The 19,566-nt window shown below is 63.4% G+C and carries 18 protein-coding genes and 2 pseudogenes; 5 read left to right on the top strand and 15 right to left on the bottom strand.

Annotated features, from left to right (window positions below; translation table 11 throughout):
- Positions 1-134: 134 nt before the first annotated feature.
- Positions 135-1,124: a sugar-binding protein gene (locus FJ938_RS15565; RefSeq protein WP_140695131.1), complete on the bottom strand. Its 990-nt coding sequence runs from the start codon at positions 1,122-1,124 to the stop codon at positions 135-137.
- A gap of 454 nt (positions 1,125-1,578) precedes the next feature.
- On the opposite strand from FJ938_RS15565, the gene FJ938_RS15560 reads away from it, so the two are divergent.
- The 3 genes and pseudogenes from FJ938_RS15560 to FJ938_RS15550 all read left to right on the top strand — a co-directional run.
- Positions 1,579-2,322: an ATP-binding cassette domain-containing protein gene (locus FJ938_RS15560; RefSeq protein WP_140609134.1), complete on the top strand. Its 744-nt coding sequence runs from the start codon at positions 1,579-1,581 to the stop codon at positions 2,320-2,322.
- A 60-nt stretch (positions 2,323-2,382) separates the two neighbouring features.
- Positions 2,383-3,381: an ABC transporter permease gene (locus tag FJ938_RS15555; RefSeq protein ID WP_140609012.1), complete on the top strand. Its 999-nt coding sequence runs from the start codon at positions 2,383-2,385 to the stop codon at positions 3,379-3,381.
- 45 nt (positions 3,382-3,426) lie between these two features.
- Positions 3,427-3,555 (top strand): annotated as a pseudogene (locus tag FJ938_RS15550) (amidohydrolase); the annotation flags it as partial.
- Positions 3,556-3,662: 107 nt separating this feature from the next.
- Here FJ938_RS15550 and FJ938_RS15545 read toward each other — a convergent pair.
- The 7 genes and pseudogenes from FJ938_RS15545 to FJ938_RS15515 form a co-directional block, all read right to left on the bottom strand.
- Positions 3,663-4,928, bottom strand: a complete 1,266-nt coding sequence (locus FJ938_RS15545; protein ID WP_140695128.1) for an ABC transporter substrate-binding protein — start codon at positions 4,926-4,928, stop codon at positions 3,663-3,665.
- Between the two features lie 23 nt (positions 4,929-4,951).
- A complete protein-coding gene (locus FJ938_RS15540; protein WP_140695126.1) occupies positions 4,952-5,788 on the bottom strand; it encodes a carbohydrate ABC transporter permease in 837 nt (278 codons plus the stop codon).
- Positions 5,785-6,708 (bottom strand): sugar ABC transporter permease, encoded by a 924-nt coding sequence (locus FJ938_RS15535; protein ID WP_140695123.1) that lies wholly within the window; start codon positions 6,706-6,708, stop codon positions 5,785-5,787. Before FJ938_RS15535 ends, FJ938_RS15540 begins: the two co-directional genes overlap by 4 nt.
- Positions 6,701-7,858 (bottom strand): ABC transporter ATP-binding protein, encoded by a 1,158-nt coding sequence (locus FJ938_RS15530; RefSeq protein ID WP_140695120.1) that lies wholly within the window; start codon positions 7,856-7,858, stop codon positions 6,701-6,703. The genes FJ938_RS15535 and FJ938_RS15530 overlap by 8 nt, the downstream gene beginning before the upstream one ends.
- Positions 7,855-8,691, bottom strand: coding sequence for a metallophosphoesterase (locus FJ938_RS15525; RefSeq protein ID WP_140695117.1), 837 nt, complete (start codon positions 8,689-8,691; stop codon positions 7,855-7,857). The genes FJ938_RS15530 and FJ938_RS15525 overlap by 4 nt, the downstream gene beginning before the upstream one ends.
- 184 nt (positions 8,692-8,875) lie before the next feature.
- Positions 8,876-9,115: pseudogene (locus tag FJ938_RS15520) on the bottom strand (carboxymuconolactone decarboxylase family protein); the annotation flags it as partial.
- Between the two features lie 21 nt (positions 9,116-9,136).
- Positions 9,137-10,636, bottom strand: coding sequence for a DHA2 family efflux MFS transporter permease subunit (locus FJ938_RS15515; protein ID WP_246673345.1), 1,500 nt, complete (start codon positions 10,634-10,636; stop codon positions 9,137-9,139).
- A 117-nt stretch (positions 10,637-10,753) separates the two neighbouring features.
- On the opposite strand from FJ938_RS15515, the gene FJ938_RS15510 reads away from it, so the two are divergent.
- The gene (locus tag FJ938_RS15510; RefSeq protein ID WP_140695114.1) at positions 10,754-11,755 is read left to right on the top strand and encodes an ornithine cyclodeaminase family protein; all 1,002 of its coding nucleotides are present in this window, start codon (positions 10,754-10,756) and stop codon (positions 11,753-11,755) included.
- The gene (gene hutH / locus FJ938_RS15505) at positions 11,752-13,263 is read left to right on the top strand and encodes a histidine ammonia-lyase (RefSeq protein ID WP_140695111.1); all 1,512 of its coding nucleotides are present in this window, start codon (positions 11,752-11,754) and stop codon (positions 13,261-13,263) included. The genes FJ938_RS15510 and hutH overlap by 4 nt, the downstream gene beginning before the upstream one ends.
- Here the strand turns inward: hutH and FJ938_RS15500 are convergent.
- The 7 genes from FJ938_RS15500 to FJ938_RS15470 all read right to left on the bottom strand — a co-directional run bounded on the left by FJ938_RS15500 (position 13,228) and on the right by FJ938_RS15470 (position 19,448).
- Positions 13,228-14,028 carry a 3-methyl-2-oxobutanoate hydroxymethyltransferase gene (locus FJ938_RS15500; RefSeq protein WP_140695108.1) on the bottom strand — a complete coding sequence of 267 codons (801 nt, stop codon included), beginning with the start codon at positions 14,026-14,028 and terminating at the stop codon, positions 13,228-13,230. The two genes, hutH and FJ938_RS15500, sit on opposite strands and share 36 nt — an antisense overlap.
- Positions 14,029-14,073: 45 nt before the next feature.
- A complete protein-coding gene (locus FJ938_RS15495) occupies positions 14,074-14,388 on the bottom strand; it encodes a MocE family 2Fe-2S type ferredoxin (protein ID WP_140695105.1) in 315 nt (104 codons plus the stop codon).
- Positions 14,389-14,416: 28 nt separating this feature from the next.
- Complete coding sequence (locus FJ938_RS15490; RefSeq protein WP_140609033.1) at positions 14,417-15,496, bottom strand: fatty acid desaturase family protein; 1,080 nt, start codon at positions 15,494-15,496, stop codon at positions 14,417-14,419.
- Between the two features lie 18 nt (positions 15,497-15,514).
- Positions 15,515-16,429 (bottom strand): sugar phosphate isomerase/epimerase, encoded by a 915-nt coding sequence (locus FJ938_RS15485; RefSeq protein WP_140609035.1) that lies wholly within the window; start codon positions 16,427-16,429, stop codon positions 15,515-15,517.
- A gap of 57 nt (positions 16,430-16,486) precedes the next feature.
- Complete coding sequence (locus tag FJ938_RS15480) at positions 16,487-17,575, bottom strand: Gfo/Idh/MocA family oxidoreductase (protein WP_140695103.1); 1,089 nt, start codon at positions 17,573-17,575, stop codon at positions 16,487-16,489.
- 167 nt (positions 17,576-17,742) lie between these two features.
- The gene (locus FJ938_RS15475; protein ID WP_140695100.1) at positions 17,743-18,201 is read right to left on the bottom strand and encodes a DUF126 domain-containing protein; all 459 of its coding nucleotides are present in this window, start codon (positions 18,199-18,201) and stop codon (positions 17,743-17,745) included.
- Positions 18,198-19,448 (bottom strand): aconitase X, encoded by a 1,251-nt coding sequence (locus tag FJ938_RS15470; protein ID WP_140695097.1) that lies wholly within the window; start codon positions 19,446-19,448, stop codon positions 18,198-18,200. The genes FJ938_RS15475 and FJ938_RS15470 overlap by 4 nt, the downstream gene beginning before the upstream one ends.
- Positions 19,449-19,566 lie beyond the last annotated feature (118 nt).

Below are 19,566 nucleotides of genomic sequence, written 5' to 3'. Positions count from 1 at the left end.
GCGCCGATCCTGTAGCCGAAAATCCAAATTGTGGACGCGTCGAAGCCGGAGCCAGAGGCTCCAAACCACAGCGTCTTCTTGAAGACTTCGATAGAATGGGGGCGCTCGCTGCCGAGCACCCCCGGAGTCGAAACCTACCTCTGGATGCAGGTGTCGACTGTGTCCTTGGTGCATTCGTCGAGGCCGGTGAACACCGGATCCGCGACCTTGGTGCCCTTGATGAGATCGATCATCACCGACGGGGCCTTGTAGCCCATCTCGAACGGCCGCTGGCCGACCAGCGCGGTGACGAGGCCGTCCCTGGCGATCGCCACCTCGTCGCCGATCGTGTCGGCGGCGCCTATGACGAAGTCGTTCTTGGCGATCCGGTCCTTCAACGGCCCGAACAGGTCGCGGTAGGGCTGCGGCGCCCCAAACAGCGGCCAGCCGCCCATGATGCCGAATGCGTCGAGCTTGGGATTGGCGGCAAGGATATCGGTCATCGCCTGCACGCCCTTGGCGCCGTCGTCATTGGTGAATACCGGGCAACCGGCGACTTCGGTCCAGCCACCCTCACCTGCCAAAGCCGCAAGTCCTTCCTTGCCGGACAGCGCGTCGCGCATGCCTTGCGCGCGGCGCAGGATGTTGTCGGCAGCCGGATTGCCCTCGATGGTGCAGATCGTGCCGCCCTTCGGCTTGGCCTTCTTGATGTATTCGCCGATCTTCTTGCCCATCAGATAATTGTCGGTGCCGAGATAGGTCTTGCGAAGGGCAGCGTCCTCCTTGGTCAGGTCGGCGTCGACGGTCATGATCGGGATCGTCGGGTTGGCGCTCTTGATCGTCTGCGCGATCAGCGGCGCGTTGGACGGCGAAATCGCCATCGCCGCTGTATCGGGCTTGCTCAGCATGTCCTGCACGATCTGCGCCTCGCCTGCCTCATCCGAAGTCGACGCCGGACCGGTGTAGAAGCATTCATATTCTGCGCTGGCGTTTTCCTTGTTCCATTTCTCGCACCCCTGATGGATGGCCTCGAAGAACGGATTGTCGAGACCTTTCACCACGATCACGACCTGCTTCTTGGCCAGAGCCGGCCCGGCGCCCAGCGCCATGGCGGCGACGGCGGCGAGCAAAACTGTTTTCCTCATGTCAGTCCTCCCTTGGAAACAGACGGACACGGCGTGCCCGCCACACGAACCAGCCCGGATACGAGATGACAAAGGCGCGAGCGCTCGTGCCACCAAGCCAGGCCGATAAGCATTTTCAGATGCGAGCGGACCGGCAATCGCCAGCACGATCGATAATCTTCAGCCGCTCCCGCCGGCAATGATGGCGTCAGGGAGACGGCATGTCTTCCTCCGGCGCCAAGCTAATAACGGCGAAGCGTCAACGTCAATTGCAATTTGTCCTACAAAACGGATTTTTCAAAACAGCATCGCACTATTCATCTGACAATTGCCGGTTCCTATTCATCCGACAATTGACGCCCGCGCGGCCATTTGCGTAAATGACGGCATCGCTGTTCCAGGGAGGAGCTGGAGGAAAGCGAAAAAGGCTGCGCCGGCCATGGGCATGCGGCAAGGCACGGGGAGGCAAAGGCTGGTGGCGGTTCTCGAACTCACCAACATCTCGAAGCATTTCGGCGCCATCCAGGCGGTCAATGACGTGTCGCTGTCGATCGAGCCCGGACAGGTCGTCGGCCTGATGGGCGACAACGGCGCCGGCAAGTCGACGCTGGTCAAGATGATCGCCGGCAATTTCCGGCCGAGTCATGGCGTCATGCGCATGGACGACAGGGAACTGATCCTGCACAAGCCGGCGGAAGCCCGCCAGCACGGCATTGAGATCGTCCACCAGGACCTCGCGCTGTGCAACAATCTGACGGCCGCCGCCAATGTGTATCTCGGCCGCGAGCTGCGGCGCGGCGTCGGTCCGTTCCGCATCCTCGACTATGCCGCCATGTACAAGCGCGCCGGCCAGCTCTTCGCCGAACTGAAGTCGGAGACGCGGCCGCGTGACCTGGTCAAGCAGATGTCGGGCGGCCAGCGCCAGGCAGTCGCGATCGCCCGCACCATGCTGTCCCAAGCCAAGATCGTGCTGATGGACGAGCCGACGGCGGCGATCTCGGTCAGGCAGGTCGCCGAAGTGCTGAACCTGATCCGCCATCTGCGCGATCAGGGCATTGCCGTTGTGCTGATCAGTCACCGCATGCCCGATGTCTTCGATGTCGCCGACCGTGTCATCGTCATGCGGCGCGGCCGCAAGGTCGCTGACAAGACGATCGCGTCCAGTTCGCCCGAGGAAGTCACCGGGCTGATCACCGGCGCCATCGAGCAGGTGGCATGATGGCGAAAAACCGCATTTCACCACGCCGGCACGCATCGGCGCTGGCAGGAAAGAACGATAATGGCAGTCACCCTTGACCAGACGATAGCGCAGAAGCAGCACACTTTCCTGTCGCGTCTGTTCTCCAGCCAGACCTTCTGGGTGGTCATTGCCGTTATCCTGGCCTGCGTCTTCCTGTCGTTCGCCACCGACGCCTTCGCCACCTCGAAGAACCTCTACAACATCACCCGCAACATCACCTTCGTCGCCATTGTCGCGCTCGGCATGACCTTCGTCATCATCACCGGCGGCATCGACCTGTCGGTCGGGTCCGTGCTGTGCCTGTGTTCGATGGTGCTGGCCGTGACCATGCACGCCGGCTATTCGATCGAGGTCGGCATCCTGGCCTCGATCGCCACCGCGCTCGCCATCGGTGCCTTCAATGGCCTCCTGATCGCCTATCTCGGCTTTCCACCCTTCGTGGTCACGCTCGGCATGCTGTCCATTGCCCGTAGCCTGGCCATGGTCGCCTCCAACAACACGGTCGTCTTCCAGTTCGGCCCGGACCACAACAAGCTCCTGGCGCTGGGCGGCGGCGCCTGGATGTTCGGCATCGCCAATCCGGTGCTCTATATGATCCTCCTGGCGCTGATCACCGGCTTCATCCTGCGCTGGACCAAGTTCGGCCGGCATATCTTCGCCATTGGCGGCAACGAGCATGCGGCGACGCTGACCGGCGTCCCGGTGAAGCAGATCAAGGTCGCCGTCTATATGATCTCGGCGCTGTCGGCCGGCATTGCCGGCATCATCCAGACCGGGTGGCTGGGCGCCGTCACCACCAATCTCGGCACCGGCATGGAACTGCAGGTGATCGCCGCCACCGTCATCGGCGGCGCCAACCTGGCCGGCGGCGTCGGCACAGCCTTCGGCGCCATTGTCGGCGCGGCGCTTATCGAGGTGATCCGCAACAGCCTTGGCCTGCTCGGCATCAATGCCTTCTGGCAAGGCACCTTCATCGGCGGCGCCATCCTGCTGGCGGTGCTGTTCGACCGCATCCGCAATTTCAGGCGCAGCGACTGAGAGCGCGTCGAAGCCTTATTCGTTCTGGTGCCTGTCGCTCAGTCTGGCCTGTCCTTCGACCTGCAGCTTTTCCCTGCTCAGATGAAGGACGGGCTGACATTGGTTGGGGAAAATCTCGAAACCAATTTCATCCTCATCCATGCCGGTATGCTGACCGGCATGGACAAGGAAACACAAGCTGATATCTTCTGGAACACGGCGGAGCGAGTTTATAAGCCTGTGTGAGCGCCGGACCTCGCCTTCTCCCACAAAGGGGAGAAGGCGAAAGCCAGCCGCAATCCTTACTGCGTTGGCAGCATGCCTTCGACGTCGCCCGCAGCGTCGGCGAGCGCGTCCTTCGGCGATGCCGACTGGTCGACGATGCGCGACAGATTGTCGACGATCGTCTGCGTCACCTTGACACCGTTGGTGCCGGGAAAGGCATACCACGGAACCATCAGCGGCATCTGGCTGAGCCCGGCCTGGAAAAGCGGGTTCTTCTTGTAGAAATCGCCGAGATAGTCGGAAGATTTCGCCGCGAGCTCGTTGTTGGGGACGTAGCCCGTGCCCGGCACGACGACCGAGGCGCCATAGGGACCGGCGGCGAATTTGGCGAACTTCCAGGCGGCGTCCTGCTTGGCCGTATCCTTGGTCAGGATGACCACGGCATTGCCGCCGGTCGGCAGACGGCCATTGACCGGATCGATCAGCGGAATCTTGGCGGTCCGCAACGTGAACTTGTCGCCGACATTCTTGATCGTGTTGACAAGGGCGCCGGTGGTCTGGAACTCGAAGCCGACCTTGCCGGCCGCGAAAGCCTGTTCGCCAGCCGGCTTGGTGAAGACCGGCATGCCGCCCTCCTTCACCATCCGCTCGAGGATCTCCACCGCCTTCTCGCCTTCCGGCCCGTTGAAGGCGACCTTGCTTCCGTCGTCGTTCAGCATCTTGCCGCCGGCGCCGAACAGCAGCGCCGAGAACATCCAGTCATCGCCCTGCCAGCGGAAATCGATGCCGTCGACGCCGTTGCCGAGCGCCTTGATCTTGCCGCCGAGCGCGATCACCTCGTCCCAGGTCTTGGGCGGATTGTCCGGATCGCCGCCGGCCGCCTTCACCAGGTTGGCATTGTAATACATGATCGGGTTGGAGGTGGCGAAGGCGAGGCCAACCTGCTTGCCGTTGACCTGGGCGAGCTTCAGGATCGTGTCGGAGAAGCCGAGCTCCGCCATGTTGCCTTCCTTCTTGACCATCGGGCCGAGATCGGCGGCGACGTTGCGCTCGTTGAGCATGCGCAGGCGGTTGAGGCCGATGAAGGTGATGTCGGGCATTTCGTCGGTGCCAGCCTGGCGAAGAATGGTCTGGATGCCCTCTTCATAAGTCGCCGACGGGCTGGCGAACTGGATCTTGATGTCGGAATTTTCTTCCATGAACTTCTTCGAGATCGTGTCCATCACGTTCTTGAAGAAGCCTGGCATCGGGTAGTGAACCGTCAGCGTCGTTTCGGCATAGGCCGGAAGGGCCGCCGCCAGCGACAGCGCCGTTGCGGCAAAGATCCTTGAGAAATGCTTCATTGCTCTGCTCCTTGTTGGTCCGGTCAGCCTTTGAGACCGGTCATGGTGATGCCTTCGACGAACCGCTTCTGCGCGAGCAGGAAGGCGGCGACGAGAGGAAGGGTGATGATCAGCGTGGCGGCCATCAGCGCGCCATAGTCGTCGCCGGCCTCGGCGGCCCGGAAATACATCAGGCCGAGCGGCGGCGTGGCGTAGGCCTGCTTGCTGACGACGATCAGCGGCCAGTAGAGATCGTTCCAGTGCGCAACGACGGAAAAGATCGCGAATGCGGTGACGGCCGGCCATGCATTGGGCACGATGACGCGCGCGACGATGCCGAGTTCGGACATTCCGTCGAGCCGTGCCGCGTGCAGCAGGTCGTCGGGCATGGCGCGGAAGAACTGCAGGAACATGAAGATCGCGAACACCGATATGGTGAACGGTGCCACCAGCGCGATGTAGCTGTTGAGCAGGGACAGCCTGTCGAAGGCGACGTAAAGCGGCAGCGCCGTCGCATGGATCGGCACCAGCAGGCCGAGCATGACCAGCACCATCATCAGCCGCGCGGCCCGGAACTTCAGCTTGGCCATGGCGTAGGCGCAAGGAATCGCGACCGCGACCTGGAAGAAGAAGATCAGGCCGCACACCACCACGCCGTTCCACAAAAGCGTTGCCATCGGCACCTTGTTGAGCGCCTTGGCGAAATTCTCGGCGAAATAGAAGTGCTGGGGGATGAGCGACAGCGACGACGTGAAGATGTCGCTCTGCGTCTTGCCCGCCGTCGAGATCATGAAGATGTAGGGCGCGAGGATCATCAGCGCGCCAAGCGAAAGCAGCGCGAAGCGGATGATGCGGCCTGCGGGGATGGCGGTGCTTGTCATGTGTAGTGCACCCGCCGGTCGAGCACGCGGTATTGCAGAAGCATCAGCACGACCAGGATCGCCAGGAAGACGACGGTCATCGCCGAGGCGTAGCCGACGCGCAGATAGACGAACCCTTCCTGATAGATGGTGAAGAGCAGCACTTCGGAGGCCTTGTTGGGGCCGCCATCGGTCAGCATCTTCACCGTTTCGAAAACCTTCACCGCATTGGTGATGCTGATGGTGACGACGAACAGCGTCGTCGGTCCGAGCATCGGCCAGGTGACCAGGAAGAACCGGTCGAGCGCCGATCTCGCGCCGTCGACGTGAGCAGCGGCGTAGAGCTCGCGCGGGATCGCCGTCAGGCCGGCCAGGAACAGCACCATGTTGAAGCCGACCGACTGCCAGATTCCGATGATCGACAGGCTGTAGAGGACAGTATTCGACGCGCCGAGCCAGTTCGGGCCGGGAATGCCGGCCAGCGAAAGCAGCGCGTTGAGCGGCCCGATCGTCGGGTGGAAGATATATTGCCAGACAGTCGCCATGGCGACGATCAGGGAGGCGACGGGCAGGAAGTAAACGGTGCGGAAGAAGCCGCGCGCGCGCCCCTCGCCTTCGATCAGCAGCGCGACGCCCAGGCCAAGCACGATCGAGACCGGCGCGACGAGCGCCGTATAGACCGATGTGTTCCACAGCGATCGACGAAAGGTGCGGTCGCCCAGCAGATGTGCGTAATTCTCGAAGCCGACCAGGCGAAACTTGCCATAGCCGAGCTCGAAATCGGTGAAGCCGAGGAAGATGACGGCGGCCACGGGCAAGAGCACGAACAACAGCAACAGCACGATGGCCGGCAATGCCAGCAGCCAGGCGGTCCGGTCTTCGCTGCGCTGCCGAAGCGCGGCGGCACTCGGGACCCTGCCCGCCACCGCAACGCTAGACATAGGCCGGCTCCTGCCGCGCGCCCGTCGTGCCGGCGATGCGCAGGCGCCTTCCCTCCGGTCCAAAGACCATGGCCTGTTCGATGGACACAAGGACGCCCACCGGCATTCCCGCGATCAGTTCCCTCGCCTCGTGCGGCACGAGCTTGGCGATGACGGTCTCGCCGGAGGCGTCGAGCCGGCAATGGGCAATGACTTCCGACCCGAGGAATTCGAGACGCTCGATCCGCCCGGCAATGCCGCTCCGCCCGTTCGGTGACAGCTTCACGAATTCGGGCCGGATGCCGAGGCTGACCGGGCCGGTCGCCACCTTCTCCAGCAGGGCCAGCCGGATGCCCTCGAAGCCGACGCGGCCGCTTTCGGCCTGCGCCTGGACGATGTTGATCCTCGGCTGGCCGACGAAACGCGCGACCTCGATATGGGCGGGATCGTTGTATATCACATCGGGCGCGGCCAGCTGCAGCAGATTGCCGCCGATCATCACCGCCACACGGTCGGCCATCGAAAGTGCCTCGGCCTGGTCGTGCGTCACATAGAGCGTCGGCACGCCGGCGCGGCGGTGCAGTTCGACGATCTCGCCGCGCGCATGGACGCGCAGATTCGCGTCGAGGTTGGAAAGCGGCTCGTCCATCAGGAAGATGCTGGGCTGCCGCACCATGGCGCGCGCCAGCGCCACGCGCTGCCGCTGGCCACCCGACATCTGCCCCGGCTTGCGGTCGAGCAGATGATCGATCTTCAAGACAGTCGCCATTTCGCGCACGTCGCATGAAATACCGGCGCGAATATCCTTCTGGCCAGGCAGCAATGAGCCGATCACCGGCAAGCGCTGGCCCCCGCTCAGCCGCTTCATGGCCAAGGGAACCGCGATGTTCTGGCCGGCGGTGAGATGCGGATAGAGCGCGTAGGACTGGAACACCATGGCGATGTTGCGGTCGGCCGCGGCGACCGGAGACATGTCCTTGCCGCCGACGACGATTTCGCCACTGTCGGCATGGTCGAGCCCTGCCAGGATACGCAGCAAGGTGCTCTTGCCGCAACCCGAAGGACCGACGAGAGCGATGAACTCGCCGGGTTCCACATCGAGGCTGATTCCATTCAGGATGGCGTTGCCGCCAAACGACTTTTTCAGGCCGCGAAGCGAGAGCGCGCTCATGATACGACCTTCTTGCGAACCTTGTGCGCCTCGTGCGGATAGACCTCCTCGACCACATCGTCGAGGACGTGAATGGTCATGCCTGGAATAGCGACGATCTCGCTGGAGACCGTGTCGCCGAAATCATGCATGACGGCGCCGAGCAGCCGCTCGCCCGGCATATCGCGTTCCATGTCGCCGACGACGAAGGCCGCCGACGGGCCCCACACCAGTGACGTGTTATCGTATTTGCCTTGCCACGCCCGGTGCAGGTGACCGCTTGCAAACAGCGCGACATCGTGAGCGGCGATCAGATCGTAAAGGCGTTGGCGGTGTGCCGGGCGGACGCTCCAGTAGCCGGTATCGCCCTCACCCGGTTCGTCGATAAAGAGCGGCTTGTGGGCGAAGAGCGCGACGCGCCGGCCGCCGCGGCTTTCCAGTATGGTCCGCAGCCATTCGAACTGCGCCTCTTCCTCGGCGTCGTCGAAACCCATCAGCAGGCTGTCGATCCCGACGAGCCGCCAGCTTCCGGCGTCCTCCATCCAGTAGTCGGGGCCGACCAGCCGGCGCCAGCGATCGAGCCGCCCGGCATTGACCGGCTGCAGCGATCCGGGCAGATGGCCAACATCGTGATTGCCGGGCACGATCAGCATCGGCTTCGCGATTTCCTGCATCAGATCCATGCAGAAGGCGATGTCATCGTCCCTGTCGGCGCCGTCGACACTGAGGTCGCCCGTGTGGATGACAAGGTCGGCGCCGCTCTGCTCGATCCAGGCCGCCAGCGGCTGCCAATTGCCATTGAAGTGTGGCTTGGTCGGGCTGAAATGGGTGTCGGTGATCTGAACGATTTTCATGACGGCTCCACTGCGGGGCCGACGCTGGAGAACCCCAGGCGACCACTTCGCGTGAGGCTTCCATAGTGCCGTTACATGTCACTTCCTTAACAGCATGGGGACAAAAGTTCTCGCCGTGCATATCGGCCGGCTGGCGGCGTGGCTGCTGATCCCTTTTCCCTTGTGGGAGATGGGAAGCCTCATCTCACTTCACTTCGAATTGCGGATCGACCGGAATCTGCATCCCGTAACCAGATGATTGGTCTGGGCGGCCAGCCGATGATCGAACCAGCTCGCCATGCCGCGCCTCGGTCATGCCCATGGCCCGCGCCGCCGCCGTGTGCGAGTAGACACAGTACGTGTGCGAGCGGACACAGTAGGAGCAATCATTCGCCGTCGACACCGGATCATTGGCCAGCCCGCGCCAGAAATTGTTGACGAGATCGGGATGCGCGAAAGCATCGCATCAAGGCAAACGATCGGTGCGGAATTCACCTACGCGTCGACCGGAAAATTCGATTTCAATTCCTCGCCGCGTGGCCGGAACCTCGGCACCTGCCCCTTGCGGCAGCACGAGGAAACGGAGCGCCGCCACCAGCCCGATGGCGCCGATCGCCAGAAAGGCGATTCGAAAATCGACGAGGTCGAGTGCCGGCCCATCCCTGGCGATCTGGGATAGGTTGAGGATCGCCGCCGCCACGGCGACGCCGAACAGCATCGCCACCTGCTGCAGCATCGACGACAGCGTCGCCGCCGAACTGCGCTGCGCCGCGGCGATATCGGCAAAGGCCAGCGTGTTGAGCGCGGTGAACTGCATCGAACGCGACAGACCGGCGATCAGCATCAGCACGACAACCAGGGCCTGCGGTGTCTGCGGCGAGATCGCCGCGCAGGCCATGATCGAGGCCGAGGCGGTGATGCCGTTGACGACCATCACCGAGCGAAAACCGAAACGCCGCAGCGTCGGCGTCGTCACTGTCTTCATGCCGAGATTGCCGAGAAAATAGGCCAGGATCATCATGCCGGCATCGACGGGCGAGAGGCCGAAGCCGACCTGGAACAAAAGCGGCAGCAGGAACGGCGTCGCGTTGATCGCCACCCGGAAGATGGTGACGGCGGCCAGCGTCGAGATGGCGAAGGTCTGCACCTTGAACGAGGACAGGTCGAGCAATGGGTGCGGGGCGCGCCGGAGATGCCGCACCGCCAGGCAGCCGACGACGATCCCCGCCGCGATCAGCAGCACCGTCGGCAGCATGCCATCCTCGGGATGCGCGAAGCGCTCGAGGCCATAGAGCAGGCAGGCGAGCCCGAGCGAGGTCAGGAAAAACCCCGGCCAATCGAGCGGCTTGGGATCGGCCTCACGGTCGCCGGGGATGAAGCGGGCGACAAGCCCCAGCCCGACCAGCCCAAGCGGGATGTTGATGAAGAAATTCCAGTGCCAGGACAGATAGGTGGTGATGAAGCCGCCAAGCACAGGCCCGACCACGGGCGCGAACAGCGCCGGCCAGGTGATCAGCGCGGTGGCGTTGAGCAGTTCGGATTTCGACGCATTGCGCAAGACAAGAATGCGCCCGACCGGCGTCATCAGCGCGCTGCCCAGGCCCTGCACGGCGCGTGCGGCGACGAATTCTGTCAGGTCCCGGGAGAAGCCGCAGGCGAGCGAGGCCAGCGTGAACAGCGCGATCGCGACGAGGAAAATGTTGCGCGCGCCGAACCGGTCGGCGAGCCAGCCCGATAGCGGCACGAACACCGCCATGGTCAGCATGTAGACGGTGATGCCGATGCTCATCGCCACTGCCGGCACGCCGAAGGAGGCGCCCATCTGCGGCAGCGACGTCGAGATGATCGTCGAATCCAGCAGTTGCATGAAGAAGGCGATGGCAACGATCAGTGCCACGCACCGCGCGTTTGTTGCTGCTGTCGCCGTCGGTTGAGGTGGGGCTTCGTCTTCGGAAAGAGCAGTCATGACGACCCGGTTTGAACAGCATCCGGCTGGCTCAGTCCATAGGTTATCCAACAAACTTTCGTGCGGCCTGTTTGCCTGTTATGGAGGGAGTGGGGGCTCCCGAGGAACAGTGCGCGCATGAAGCCCATCTATATCGACTATCTCAATGCCTTCGACATCGACGCCCTTGCCATGACCGATGCGGAAATCATCGGCGCGGTCGAGGCCGGGCTCGTGGCGCAGGGCAAAGGCCAGACGGTGATCGAGCCGCGCGTCCACCTGGAGCCCGACCCGTCCTTCCACGGCCATTTCAACGTGCTGCGCGGCTATGTGGCGCCGCTCGATGCGGCGGGCGTGAAGATTGTCGGCGATTATGTCGACAACTATCTGCACGGACTGCCGTCCGAGTTCGGCATCCTCAATCTGTTGGATCCGCGCACCGGCACGCCGCGCGCCATTCTCGACGCCACCGTCATCACCGACATGCGCACCGGCGCGGTCACCGCCATCGGCGCCAAGCATCTGGCGCGCAGGAATTCCAAGGTGCTGGCCCATATCGGCGCGCGCGGCACTGCCTATTGGAACGTGCGGCTGCTCGACCATCTCTGCGACTTCGACGAGATCCGCGTCCATTCGCGCCGCCCGGAAAGCCGCGACGGCTTTGCCGCCAAACTGTCGGCCGATCTCGGCAAGACGGTAACGGCGGTGGCCGACTGGGAAGGCTGCGTCAAGGGAGCGGACATCGTCGTCGAGGCCTCGCGTCTGCCGGAGCCGCAGCCGCTACTCAAGACCGAATGGATCAAGCCCGGCGCGCTTGTGGTACCCTATGGCACGATGAGCGCGGTGGAACTGTCGCTGACCGACATCATGCAGAAGATGGTCGTCGACGATTGGGGCCAGTGCAAGGGCGGCAAGTTCGGCTCGCTGCGGGCCCATGTCGAGACCGGGCGGCTCAGCGAAAAGACGCTGCATGCCGAGCTTGGCCAGATCGCCGCCGGTCTAAAGCCGGGTCGCGAAAGCGACGACGAAACAATCCTGTTCTGGCATCGCGGCCTGTCGCTCTCCGACATTGCGCTCGGAAAGGCGATGCTGTCCAAGGCGCAAGCCCAAGGCATCGGCCAGAGGCTGCGCTTCGCATGAGCGCGCTGGTCCTCACCGGAGCCCGCATCGGCACAGGCGATGTCGCCGCGGTCGCCCGTGAAGCGCGCAAGGTGGAAATCGGACCCGATGTCATCGGCAGGTTGGAAAAGGCGCGAAAAGTGCTCGATCATGCCGCCGCCTCTGGCCAGCATATCTATGGCCTGAACACCGGACTTGGCGCCAATCTCGGCACGACGGTCGAAGGCGACGCCAGCGCTTTCCAGCGCCAATTGCTGGAAGGGCGCAGCGGAGCGGTCGGCGAAACGCTGCCGATCGAGACTGTCCGCGCCACCATGGTCGCGCGCGCATCGATGCTTTCGGCCGGCGGCTCCGGCCTTTCGCCTGCCGTGTTCGTCGCTTTGGTCGACGCCCTCAATGCCGGTATCCATCCGGTGATGCCGTCGCTCGGTTCCATCGGCGCCGGCGACCTGGTGCTGATGACCACGCTTGCCCGCCTGCTGATCGGTGAAGGCGAGGCCGATTATCAGGGACGACGGATGCCGGCGGCAAAGGCGCTGATGATGGCCCGCCTTGCCCCGATCCGCCTGGCGCCCAAGGACGGGCTGTCGCTGATCAACGCCTCGGCGGTCTCCGCCGGCAGTGGCGCGCTCGTGGTGACGGATGCGCTGTCGGCCCTTGTCCAGCAGCAGCAGGCCGGCGCGCTGACCATGGAAGGCATCGGCGCCAACCGCACCATCCTTGATCCGCGCCTGCACATGGCACGCCCGGCGGCCGGCCAGCAGGAAGCCGCCAAGGCGCTGCATGATCTTCTCGCCCGCGACGAGGCGCCGGCGCCGACAACCCTGCAGGACCCGCTATCGATCCGCTGCATGCCGTCGATCCATGGCGCACTGATCGAGGCGATCGGTCAGGCAAAGCGGGCCGTCGAGATCGAGCTCAACGCCGCTGCCGACAACCCGCTGGTGCTCGGCGACGACGGCGTGGTGATGTCGACGGGCAATTTCCACACGGCTGCCCTGTCGCTCGCCTTCGAGACGCTCGGCCTTGCGATCGCCCAATGCGCGGCCGCCTGCGTCGCACGTCTGATCCAGCTCACCGGTTCTGGCCGCAACGGCCTGCCCAAATATCTGTCGCCGGTGGGCGGCGCATCGGCCGGCTTCGTGCCGCTGCAGAAGACGGCGACATCGATCCTGGCCGCCATCCGCCACAAGGCCAATCCGGTTATGCTCGACTTTCTCCCTGTGTCGGAAGGTGTCGAGGACCACGCGACCCAGTCGCCGCTCGCCATTGCGAAATGCGCCGGGATGATCGTGCTGTGGCGGCGGCTGATCGCCTTCGAACTGATGGCCGCCGCCCAGGCCGTCGACCTGCGTGAAGGGCTGGTGCTGGCACCACGTATATCGGCCGTCCACGCGGGGATCCGTGCGCTCGTCCCGGTGCTGAAGGAGGACAGGCCGCTCGGCATCGACGCCGAAGCGCTGCATGCCGCGCTTGCCAGCGGGAATTGGACCTTACATCAGGCTGACCTTGTCCAGGAACAGGCGTAGCTCGGCCGGATCCATGTGCACGATGTGCCTGTCCTCGGGATAGGCGCCGCTGTTGACGTCGGCGACATATTCGGAGAATGCGGCCGTCCGCTCCGCTTGCAGCCGGTCATACTCGGCGGCGAAGTTGCGATAGACTTTGGAGTGGCGGGGCATGTGACCACGGTTCTGGCCAAGAATATCCTCGGCGAACAGATATTGCGCGTCGCAGCCCGTGCCCGCCCCCATCGACAGCATGATGAGCGGAGTACGCTCCGAGATCGCCTTCGCCACCTCGACCGGCACCACTTCGATCTCGGCGCCGATGGCGCCGGCCGCCTCCAGTTGCTTCACCGCCTCGAAAACCTGCATGGCGGCGTCGGCGGTCTTGCCGACGGCCTTGAAGCCACCGGTCCAGGTCGCGCGCGATGGAATGAGGCCGACATGGCCGATAACGGGGATAGCATCGTCGGCCATCCGCTTGATGGTGGCGTAGCCGGCGCTGCAATAGACCGCGTCGGCGCCGGCCTTGTAGAGGCGGAAGGCCCAGCGGACGAAATCATCCGCCGTGCCGATCTCGAAGAAATTCTCGCCCGGCATGGTGAACAGGCTGGGGGCTGCATCGCGGTATTGCGGGTTGAGCACCAGTTCGGGCGGCACCGAGACGATGTCGACCCCTGCCCGTTCGGCGGCCTCGGCCTCGTCCAGGGTCAGAACACGCAGCATGGTCAGTTGGCGCTTACCCTTCATCGCGCGCAGATCGGCGACGGTCGGTCTCTTTCGGCTCATCGAACTTTGTTCCTTCATTGTGTTGGGGGAGGCCATGTCGGCCGATCAGTCGATCTCGATCATCACCTTACCGGCCTCGACCTTGACCGGATAGGTCTTGAGATTGACGCAGACCGGCGCGCCCTTGGCCTGGCCGGTCTTGTAGTTGAAACGGCCATTGTGTTTCGGGCATTCGATGATGTCGTCCATCACCAGCCCGTCGGCCAGATGCGCCTTCTCATGCGTGCAATAGCCGTCGGTGGCGAAGAACTCGTCATCCGGCGAACGGTAGACCGCGAAGGTGCGGCCGCCATGATCGAAGCGAATGACATCCTCTTCCTCGACGTCGTCCACCGCGCACGCTTCAACCCAATTGGCCATCTCGGGCTCCTCACGACATTGGCGATCGCTACTCGGCCGCCGCCGACATATCGGCCCCATGGAACTCGCCGCGATAGGGTCTGGCCGTCGGCGGCAGTTCACGCTTGAGGTAATAGTCCTCGTATCTCAGCTGCCTGAGCAGCACCGGCCAGACCTCGCGATAGGCATGCCACATCGACGGGTTCGGCTCCGGCAAATCGTGCTTGATCAGTTCGTGCAGCCTTGGCAGCGCGTGATAGGGCACCATCGGGAACATGTGGTGTTCGACATGGTAGTTCATGTTCCAGTAGATGAACCGGCTGATCGGGTTCATGTAGACGGTGCGGGTGTTGAGCCGGTGATCGACGACATTGTCGGCAAGGCCGATATGCTGCAGCAGGCCGGTCGTCACCATATGCCAGGTGCCGTAGAGGCGCGGCACACCGATCAGCACCAGCGGCACCCATGATCTAAGCCCGATCGCGAGAGCGATCGTCGCGACATAGATGGCGACATGCCAGCGGGCCGCGACCACGGCCTTGTGCTGTTCCATCTCCGGGATGTAGCTCTTCTCGTCGTCAGACAGCGTGCCGAAAGCCTGGCGCACAAGCGTCGGCAGCGAATAGCGGAAGTCGAGAATGCCGGTGAAGGCCAGCGCCGCCTTCAACAGGTCCGGCGGACGCATGACGGCAATCTCGGCATCGCGGCCGACGATGATGGTGTCGGTGTGGTGGCGGGCATGGCTCCAGCGCCATTGCACGGGATTGCGCATCAGCATGAAGGAGGCGATGTGGTAAACCACGTCGTTCATCCAGCGCGTGCGGAACGCCGTGCCGTGGCCGCATTCATGCCAGCGCGAGTCGCTGGACGAGCCGTAGAGCACGCCGTAGACGAACAGGAACGGCACCACCCACCCCGAGCCCCAGAACCAGACGATCCCGGCGGCCGAGCCCAGGATCGCCGCGAGCCAGATCGCCGTGTCGCGGATCGCCGGGCCGTCGCAGCGCCGCATCAACTCCTTCATCGCCTTGCGCGGCACGTCGGTGTGATACCACTCGGCCGAGGCCAGGCCGGTCTCGATCGCGATCCGTGTGCTTTCGCCGACCAGGCTGTAGTCGCGCTTCGCCATCGTCTTCTCCCGCTGGCCTCAAAGGCCGTTGGCGCGGAATTTCCCGTCCAGAAATGTCTTGGCGCGCGGCACGTCGTCCTCGGTCAGATGCTCGATGATGACAGGGATGTTCGGGTGCTTCTCGCTGAGCCGTCTGAGATAGAGATCGTAGTTGAGCGAGCCGAGACCAGGAGCGGGCAGTTCGATCTCGCCGACGCCACGGAATGTCAGCCCCTCATGGGCGTTCTCGTCGCCGATGTCCGCATGCTTTTCCGACTTGTCGCCGCCCGAGCGCTTGACGTCCTTGGCGTGCGCGATCCTGATCTTTTCGGCCAGCGTGTCGAACACCTGGTTCAGCACCTGGTCCATGCGATCGATGTTGTGGGCCTCGAAATAATTGGTCGGGTCCATCAACAGGCCGAGCCCGGGGTGATCGACCTGCGCGAACATTTTCACCGTCTCCTCGACCGAGCCGACGACATTGTTGACATAGGTTTCGAGCAGGAACACCGCGCCGTGGTCATAGGCCGTCCGGGCAAGGTCGGAGATCACCTTGCGGCATTCCTCGAAACCCTCTTCGGTCTTGTTCCTGGGATGATGCACCCAGTCGGATTCGGTGTTGTAGGTGCCGGTTTCGGAGATCACATAGGGCGAGCCGAAATCGCGCGCGTTGCGGATGATCTCCTTGAGATAGCCGACGCGCCTTTCGCGCTCGGCTTTGTCGGGATGGATGATGTTGGTGTAGCCTGAAATGCAGCAGACCGGCAGATTGTGGTCGCGGAATGTATCGCGGACCTTTTTTGCCTTATCCCTGGTGATCTGTCCCGCCGACAGGTCGATATCCCTGAAATGCAGGTCGAGCTGCACGGTGTTGAAACCGAGCCCGCGGATGCGCCTGGCGGCCTCATCCAGCTCGTAAGGAAAATAGCCTGTAAAGATACCTGCCTGCATCATGGGGTGAAGTCCTCCCGGTAAGCGATTCAGTGGCCATACTAATCCGTGGCCGGATGTTCAGTCGGTCGAGATTTCGGAGAGCCTGACGGTGCGGCCTTTTGCCATCGAGCGATAGCCGGCTTCGACCAGCGCCATGGTCTTGACGTTGTCGGCGACCGACAGCGCCGGCGGCGTGCCGGTCTTTACGGCATATTGAAGCTGCTCCATCACGCCGATGAAGGCGTGCGGGAACCACATCGTGTCCCAGCTCGGACTGACCCATTCTCCGCCGGTCGTCTCGGTCGAGGCATAGGTCAAGGTCGATGCCACGCCTGTCGGCCAGCCGATCGTGCCCTTGGCGACACCCTTGGTGCCGTCGACGCGCCAGTTGATGTGCTGATCGTCTCGATAGCCCTGCTGACGGGGCCCGGACCACACATCCTCCAGCGACACAGCGAGCACGCCGGAAGGGAACCGCAAGGTCGACACCGTGATGCCATCGGAATGCTCGAACGTCGTGCGCGGATCCTTGCGCGTTAACGTGGTGATCTCCAGGGGATCACCGAACAGGAAGCGCAGCACGTCGAGATGATGCACGCTCATATTGGCAAGTGTGAGCCGGTCGTAATCGGCGAGGAAGGCTTGCCAGTGCGGGATCGCGTGCATATCGATCTGCGCGAAGACGATCTCGCCAAGCGCGCCGGTATCGAGGATCTGCTTCAGCACGCGCATCGACTGGTCGTAACGCATGTTCTGGTTGACCGAGAGGATCTTGCCTGAAGTTGCCGCCTCGTCGCGCAGTTTGACAGCTTCCTCGACCGACAGCGCCAACGGCTTCTGCGCCAGGATCGCCTTGATGTGCTTCTGCTTCAGCGCGTGGCGGATCAACGCCGGCTGCTGGTCGGGAGGAAAGGCAAGATCGACGATTTCGACATTGTTGTCTTCGATCAGCTGCTCCGGCGTGTCGTGCACGGTCGGGATTGCCCAGCGCCTCGCTACCTTCTCGGCGCTGGCCTTCGTCCGCGACGCGATCGCCACCACTGGAAATTCGGCTTGCGCATAGGCGGCCAGGTGGCACTCGGCCATGATCATACCGGCGCCGACGCAGCCGATCCGGTATTCCCTGACGCGCACCTTGACGTCCGGCTCGAATCCCATGCTCGCCATCCAGTCCTCCCGTCGAGGACTGGATATAACGCCATGGCCCCGGCATCGGCCAAGGCCTGCACCATCATTTCCCATCAGGACAATGCGGGTGAAAGCCGTGAAGGTTCAAAAGCAAAAAGGCCGGCTCAGTTGGGCGCGGCGTCGAAATCGCAAGGCGATGTTCGCCCTTATTGGACTGCGGCTTTCTCGGCGACCGCGGCATCGACAAAGCTGACGATCGCCCCGCCATCCTCGCCAGCACCGATCGCAATGCGCCCGCCGGAGGCGATGCCCGCAATGTCGCAAACGACGAGCGGCATACTGATCCCGTAAAGAAACTCGGCGACGATGGCGCCGACGGCGAGGATCGGGTCCGGCCTCTCCAGAAGGATACCTGCGGGCGCCGTGCCCCGGCGGATCGCCTCGGCCAGGACAGAGGACGAGGAAGACGACCCACGCCCGCTCGGCATGACGAGGATCTTGCCGGCGACGTTCTGGCCGAGGCCGGGGTGCGAATGATCTGTTATGTCGCCGGTTTCGGCATCTATGCCACCCCAGAAGCTGAGCGGCTGCGAAAACACCAAGCTGTGTCCCTCTGCTGCGCCGATCAGTTGGAAGCTGCCTGCTCGTTCGATCAGCTTGCTCATGACGTGCCTCGCACGACATGCCCGACAGCGGCGGAACGGATGCAATCCCCCATCTCGGCGAAAGCGACAGTCACGCCGATATTGCCCGGCGCGTAATGTGCCCATTTGCCGGAATTGGTCATAACCACGCCGTCGAGCCGTTCGAGGATCGCGGTGACATAGGTGCAGGTGTCGGCGACGGGGATCAGGCCGAACGCCTCCATGCCGTCAAGCGCGCCCTCCTCCTGCAGCCGCGCCAGCGTCGCCCGCCCGGTGTTGACATAGATCGGAATGCCCTTGCCAGGCGCGACCTCGCGCAGCATGGGCAACAGGCGCATCCATTCTTCGTGGGAAAAGTGCGGCGTGCCCAGCGACACGGCCGAGAGCGGCGCACCGTCGGCCACTCCAGACAGCCTGACCAACGCATGATCGATGTCGGCACGGCTGATGCGGATAGTCTCCTCGGGCACCATCCCCTGGAACGCCTCATCGAGCGTTCCCGCTTCCGGCGTTATGCCGACCACATGAAACAGCGCCACCGCGCCGGTCGTTGCCGCCGCCGCGCCCATCGCCTTCAACTGATCCTCGTCGCGCGGCCTTGGCAGGCCGATGACGACAGGAATTCGGTCGCCGCTGGCTTGCCCGATGATCAGCCCGATGCCCACGAACAGGCTGTCGCTCGGTTCCGGATCGGCAACCGCCAGTTCGAACAGGATGCGGCCGCGCCGGTTTTCGCTCAGATGCAGGCCCCAGGCCGGCGCGCGTCCAGTCATGGCGCAGCACAGATCGATGAAGTCGCCATAGCGGTTGGTGCGCGCGCCGATCACCGAATTGGCGAAAACGATGGCGTTGGATTCGCCCCAGGCGATCTGCTGGCCGAATCCAGGCCGAAAGCGCGTCTGATAGGGCGCGCAGGTGAAGGTCGCCTCACAGCCAAGCTCCAGATGCGCCTTCATCAGCCGTCGCGCTGGCACTTCCTCCGCTGCCGCCATCTTCACCATGCCTGGATGGATGAGGTCGAACGAGCCGACATTGAGCGTCGTCGGCACGCGGACACGCCCGCCGCCCTCGACCAGCCGTTCGACGAAATCGAGCCCCGCCTTGCCATGATAGAGACAACCATCGATATGGGCACCGGTGATATCGAGCAGGCTCTCGGCTCCAACCGCGTTGGAGAAGGCGACCAGGATTTTCATCGCGGCAGCGGCCGAAGGGCCTTGCTCGCCGTCGAGCATGGATTGATCTCCGACAGTCAATTCCAAAGTCATCGGTACTCCAGAAGCTTACTCGACAGTATGGCGGGACAGCGCCCCCTCTGCCCTACCGGGCATCTCCCCCACGAGGGGGGAGATTGCCAGCTTCGGCTTTATTGCACTTTTTGCAACG

Origin of the sequence: Mesorhizobium sp. B2-4-14, assembly GCF_006442155.1 — a bacterium.
In the GTDB taxonomy this organism is placed as follows: domain Bacteria; phylum Pseudomonadota; class Alphaproteobacteria; order Rhizobiales; family Rhizobiaceae; genus Mesorhizobium.
Note: the sequence above shows the minus strand (reverse complement) of the source record. Positions and strands in the feature narration are given on the sequence as shown.

Coding starts and splice junctions, on each gene's coding strand:
- FJ938_RS15565 (WP_140695131.1), bottom strand. CDS start 1,124: ATGAGGAAAACAGTTTTGCTCGCCGCCGTCGCCGCCATGGCGCTGGGC.
- FJ938_RS15555 (WP_140609012.1), top strand. CDS start 2,383: ATGGCAGTCACCCTTGACCAGACGATAGCGCAGAAGCAGCACACTTTC.
- FJ938_RS15545 (WP_140695128.1), bottom strand. CDS start 4,928: ATGAAGCATTTCTCAAGGATCTTTGCCGCAACGGCGCTGTCGCTGGCG.
- FJ938_RS15540 (WP_140695126.1), bottom strand. CDS start 5,788: ATGACAAGCACCGCCATCCCCGCAGGCCGCATCATCCGCTTCGCGCTG.
- FJ938_RS15535 (WP_140695123.1), bottom strand. CDS start 6,708: ATGTCTAGCGTTGCGGTGGCGGGCAGGGTCCCGAGTGCCGCCGCGCTT.
- FJ938_RS15530 (WP_140695120.1), bottom strand. CDS start 7,858: ATGAGCGCGCTCTCGCTTCGCGGCCTGAAAAAGTCGTTTGGCGGCAAC.
- FJ938_RS15525 (WP_140695117.1), bottom strand. CDS start 8,691: ATGAAAATCGTTCAGATCACCGACACCCATTTCAGCCCGACCAAGCCA.
- FJ938_RS15515 (WP_246673345.1), bottom strand. CDS start 10,636: ATGACTGCTCTTTCCGAAGACGAAGCCCCACCTCAACCGACGGCGACA.
- FJ938_RS15510 (WP_140695114.1), top strand. CDS start 10,754: ATGAAGCCCATCTATATCGACTATCTCAATGCCTTCGACATCGACGCC.
- hutH (WP_140695111.1), top strand. CDS start 11,752: ATGAGCGCGCTGGTCCTCACCGGAGCCCGCATCGGCACAGGCGATGTC.
- FJ938_RS15500 (WP_140695108.1), bottom strand. CDS start 14,028: ATGAGCCGAAAGAGACCGACCGTCGCCGATCTGCGCGCGATGAAGGGT.
- FJ938_RS15495 (WP_140695105.1), bottom strand. CDS start 14,388: ATGGCCAATTGGGTTGAAGCGTGCGCGGTGGACGACGTCGAGGAAGAG.
- FJ938_RS15490 (WP_140609033.1), bottom strand. CDS start 15,496: ATGGCGAAGCGCGACTACAGCCTGGTCGGCGAAAGCACACGGATCGCG.
- FJ938_RS15485 (WP_140609035.1), bottom strand. CDS start 16,429: ATGATGCAGGCAGGTATCTTTACAGGCTATTTTCCTTACGAGCTGGAT.
- FJ938_RS15480 (WP_140695103.1), bottom strand. CDS start 17,575: ATGGCGAGCATGGGATTCGAGCCGGACGTCAAGGTGCGCGTCAGGGAA.
- FJ938_RS15475 (WP_140695100.1), bottom strand. CDS start 18,201: ATGAGCAAGCTGATCGAACGAGCAGGCAGCTTCCAACTGATCGGCGCA.
- FJ938_RS15470 (WP_140695097.1), bottom strand. CDS start 19,448: ATGACTTTGGAATTGACTGTCGGAGATCAATCCATGCTCGACGGCGAG.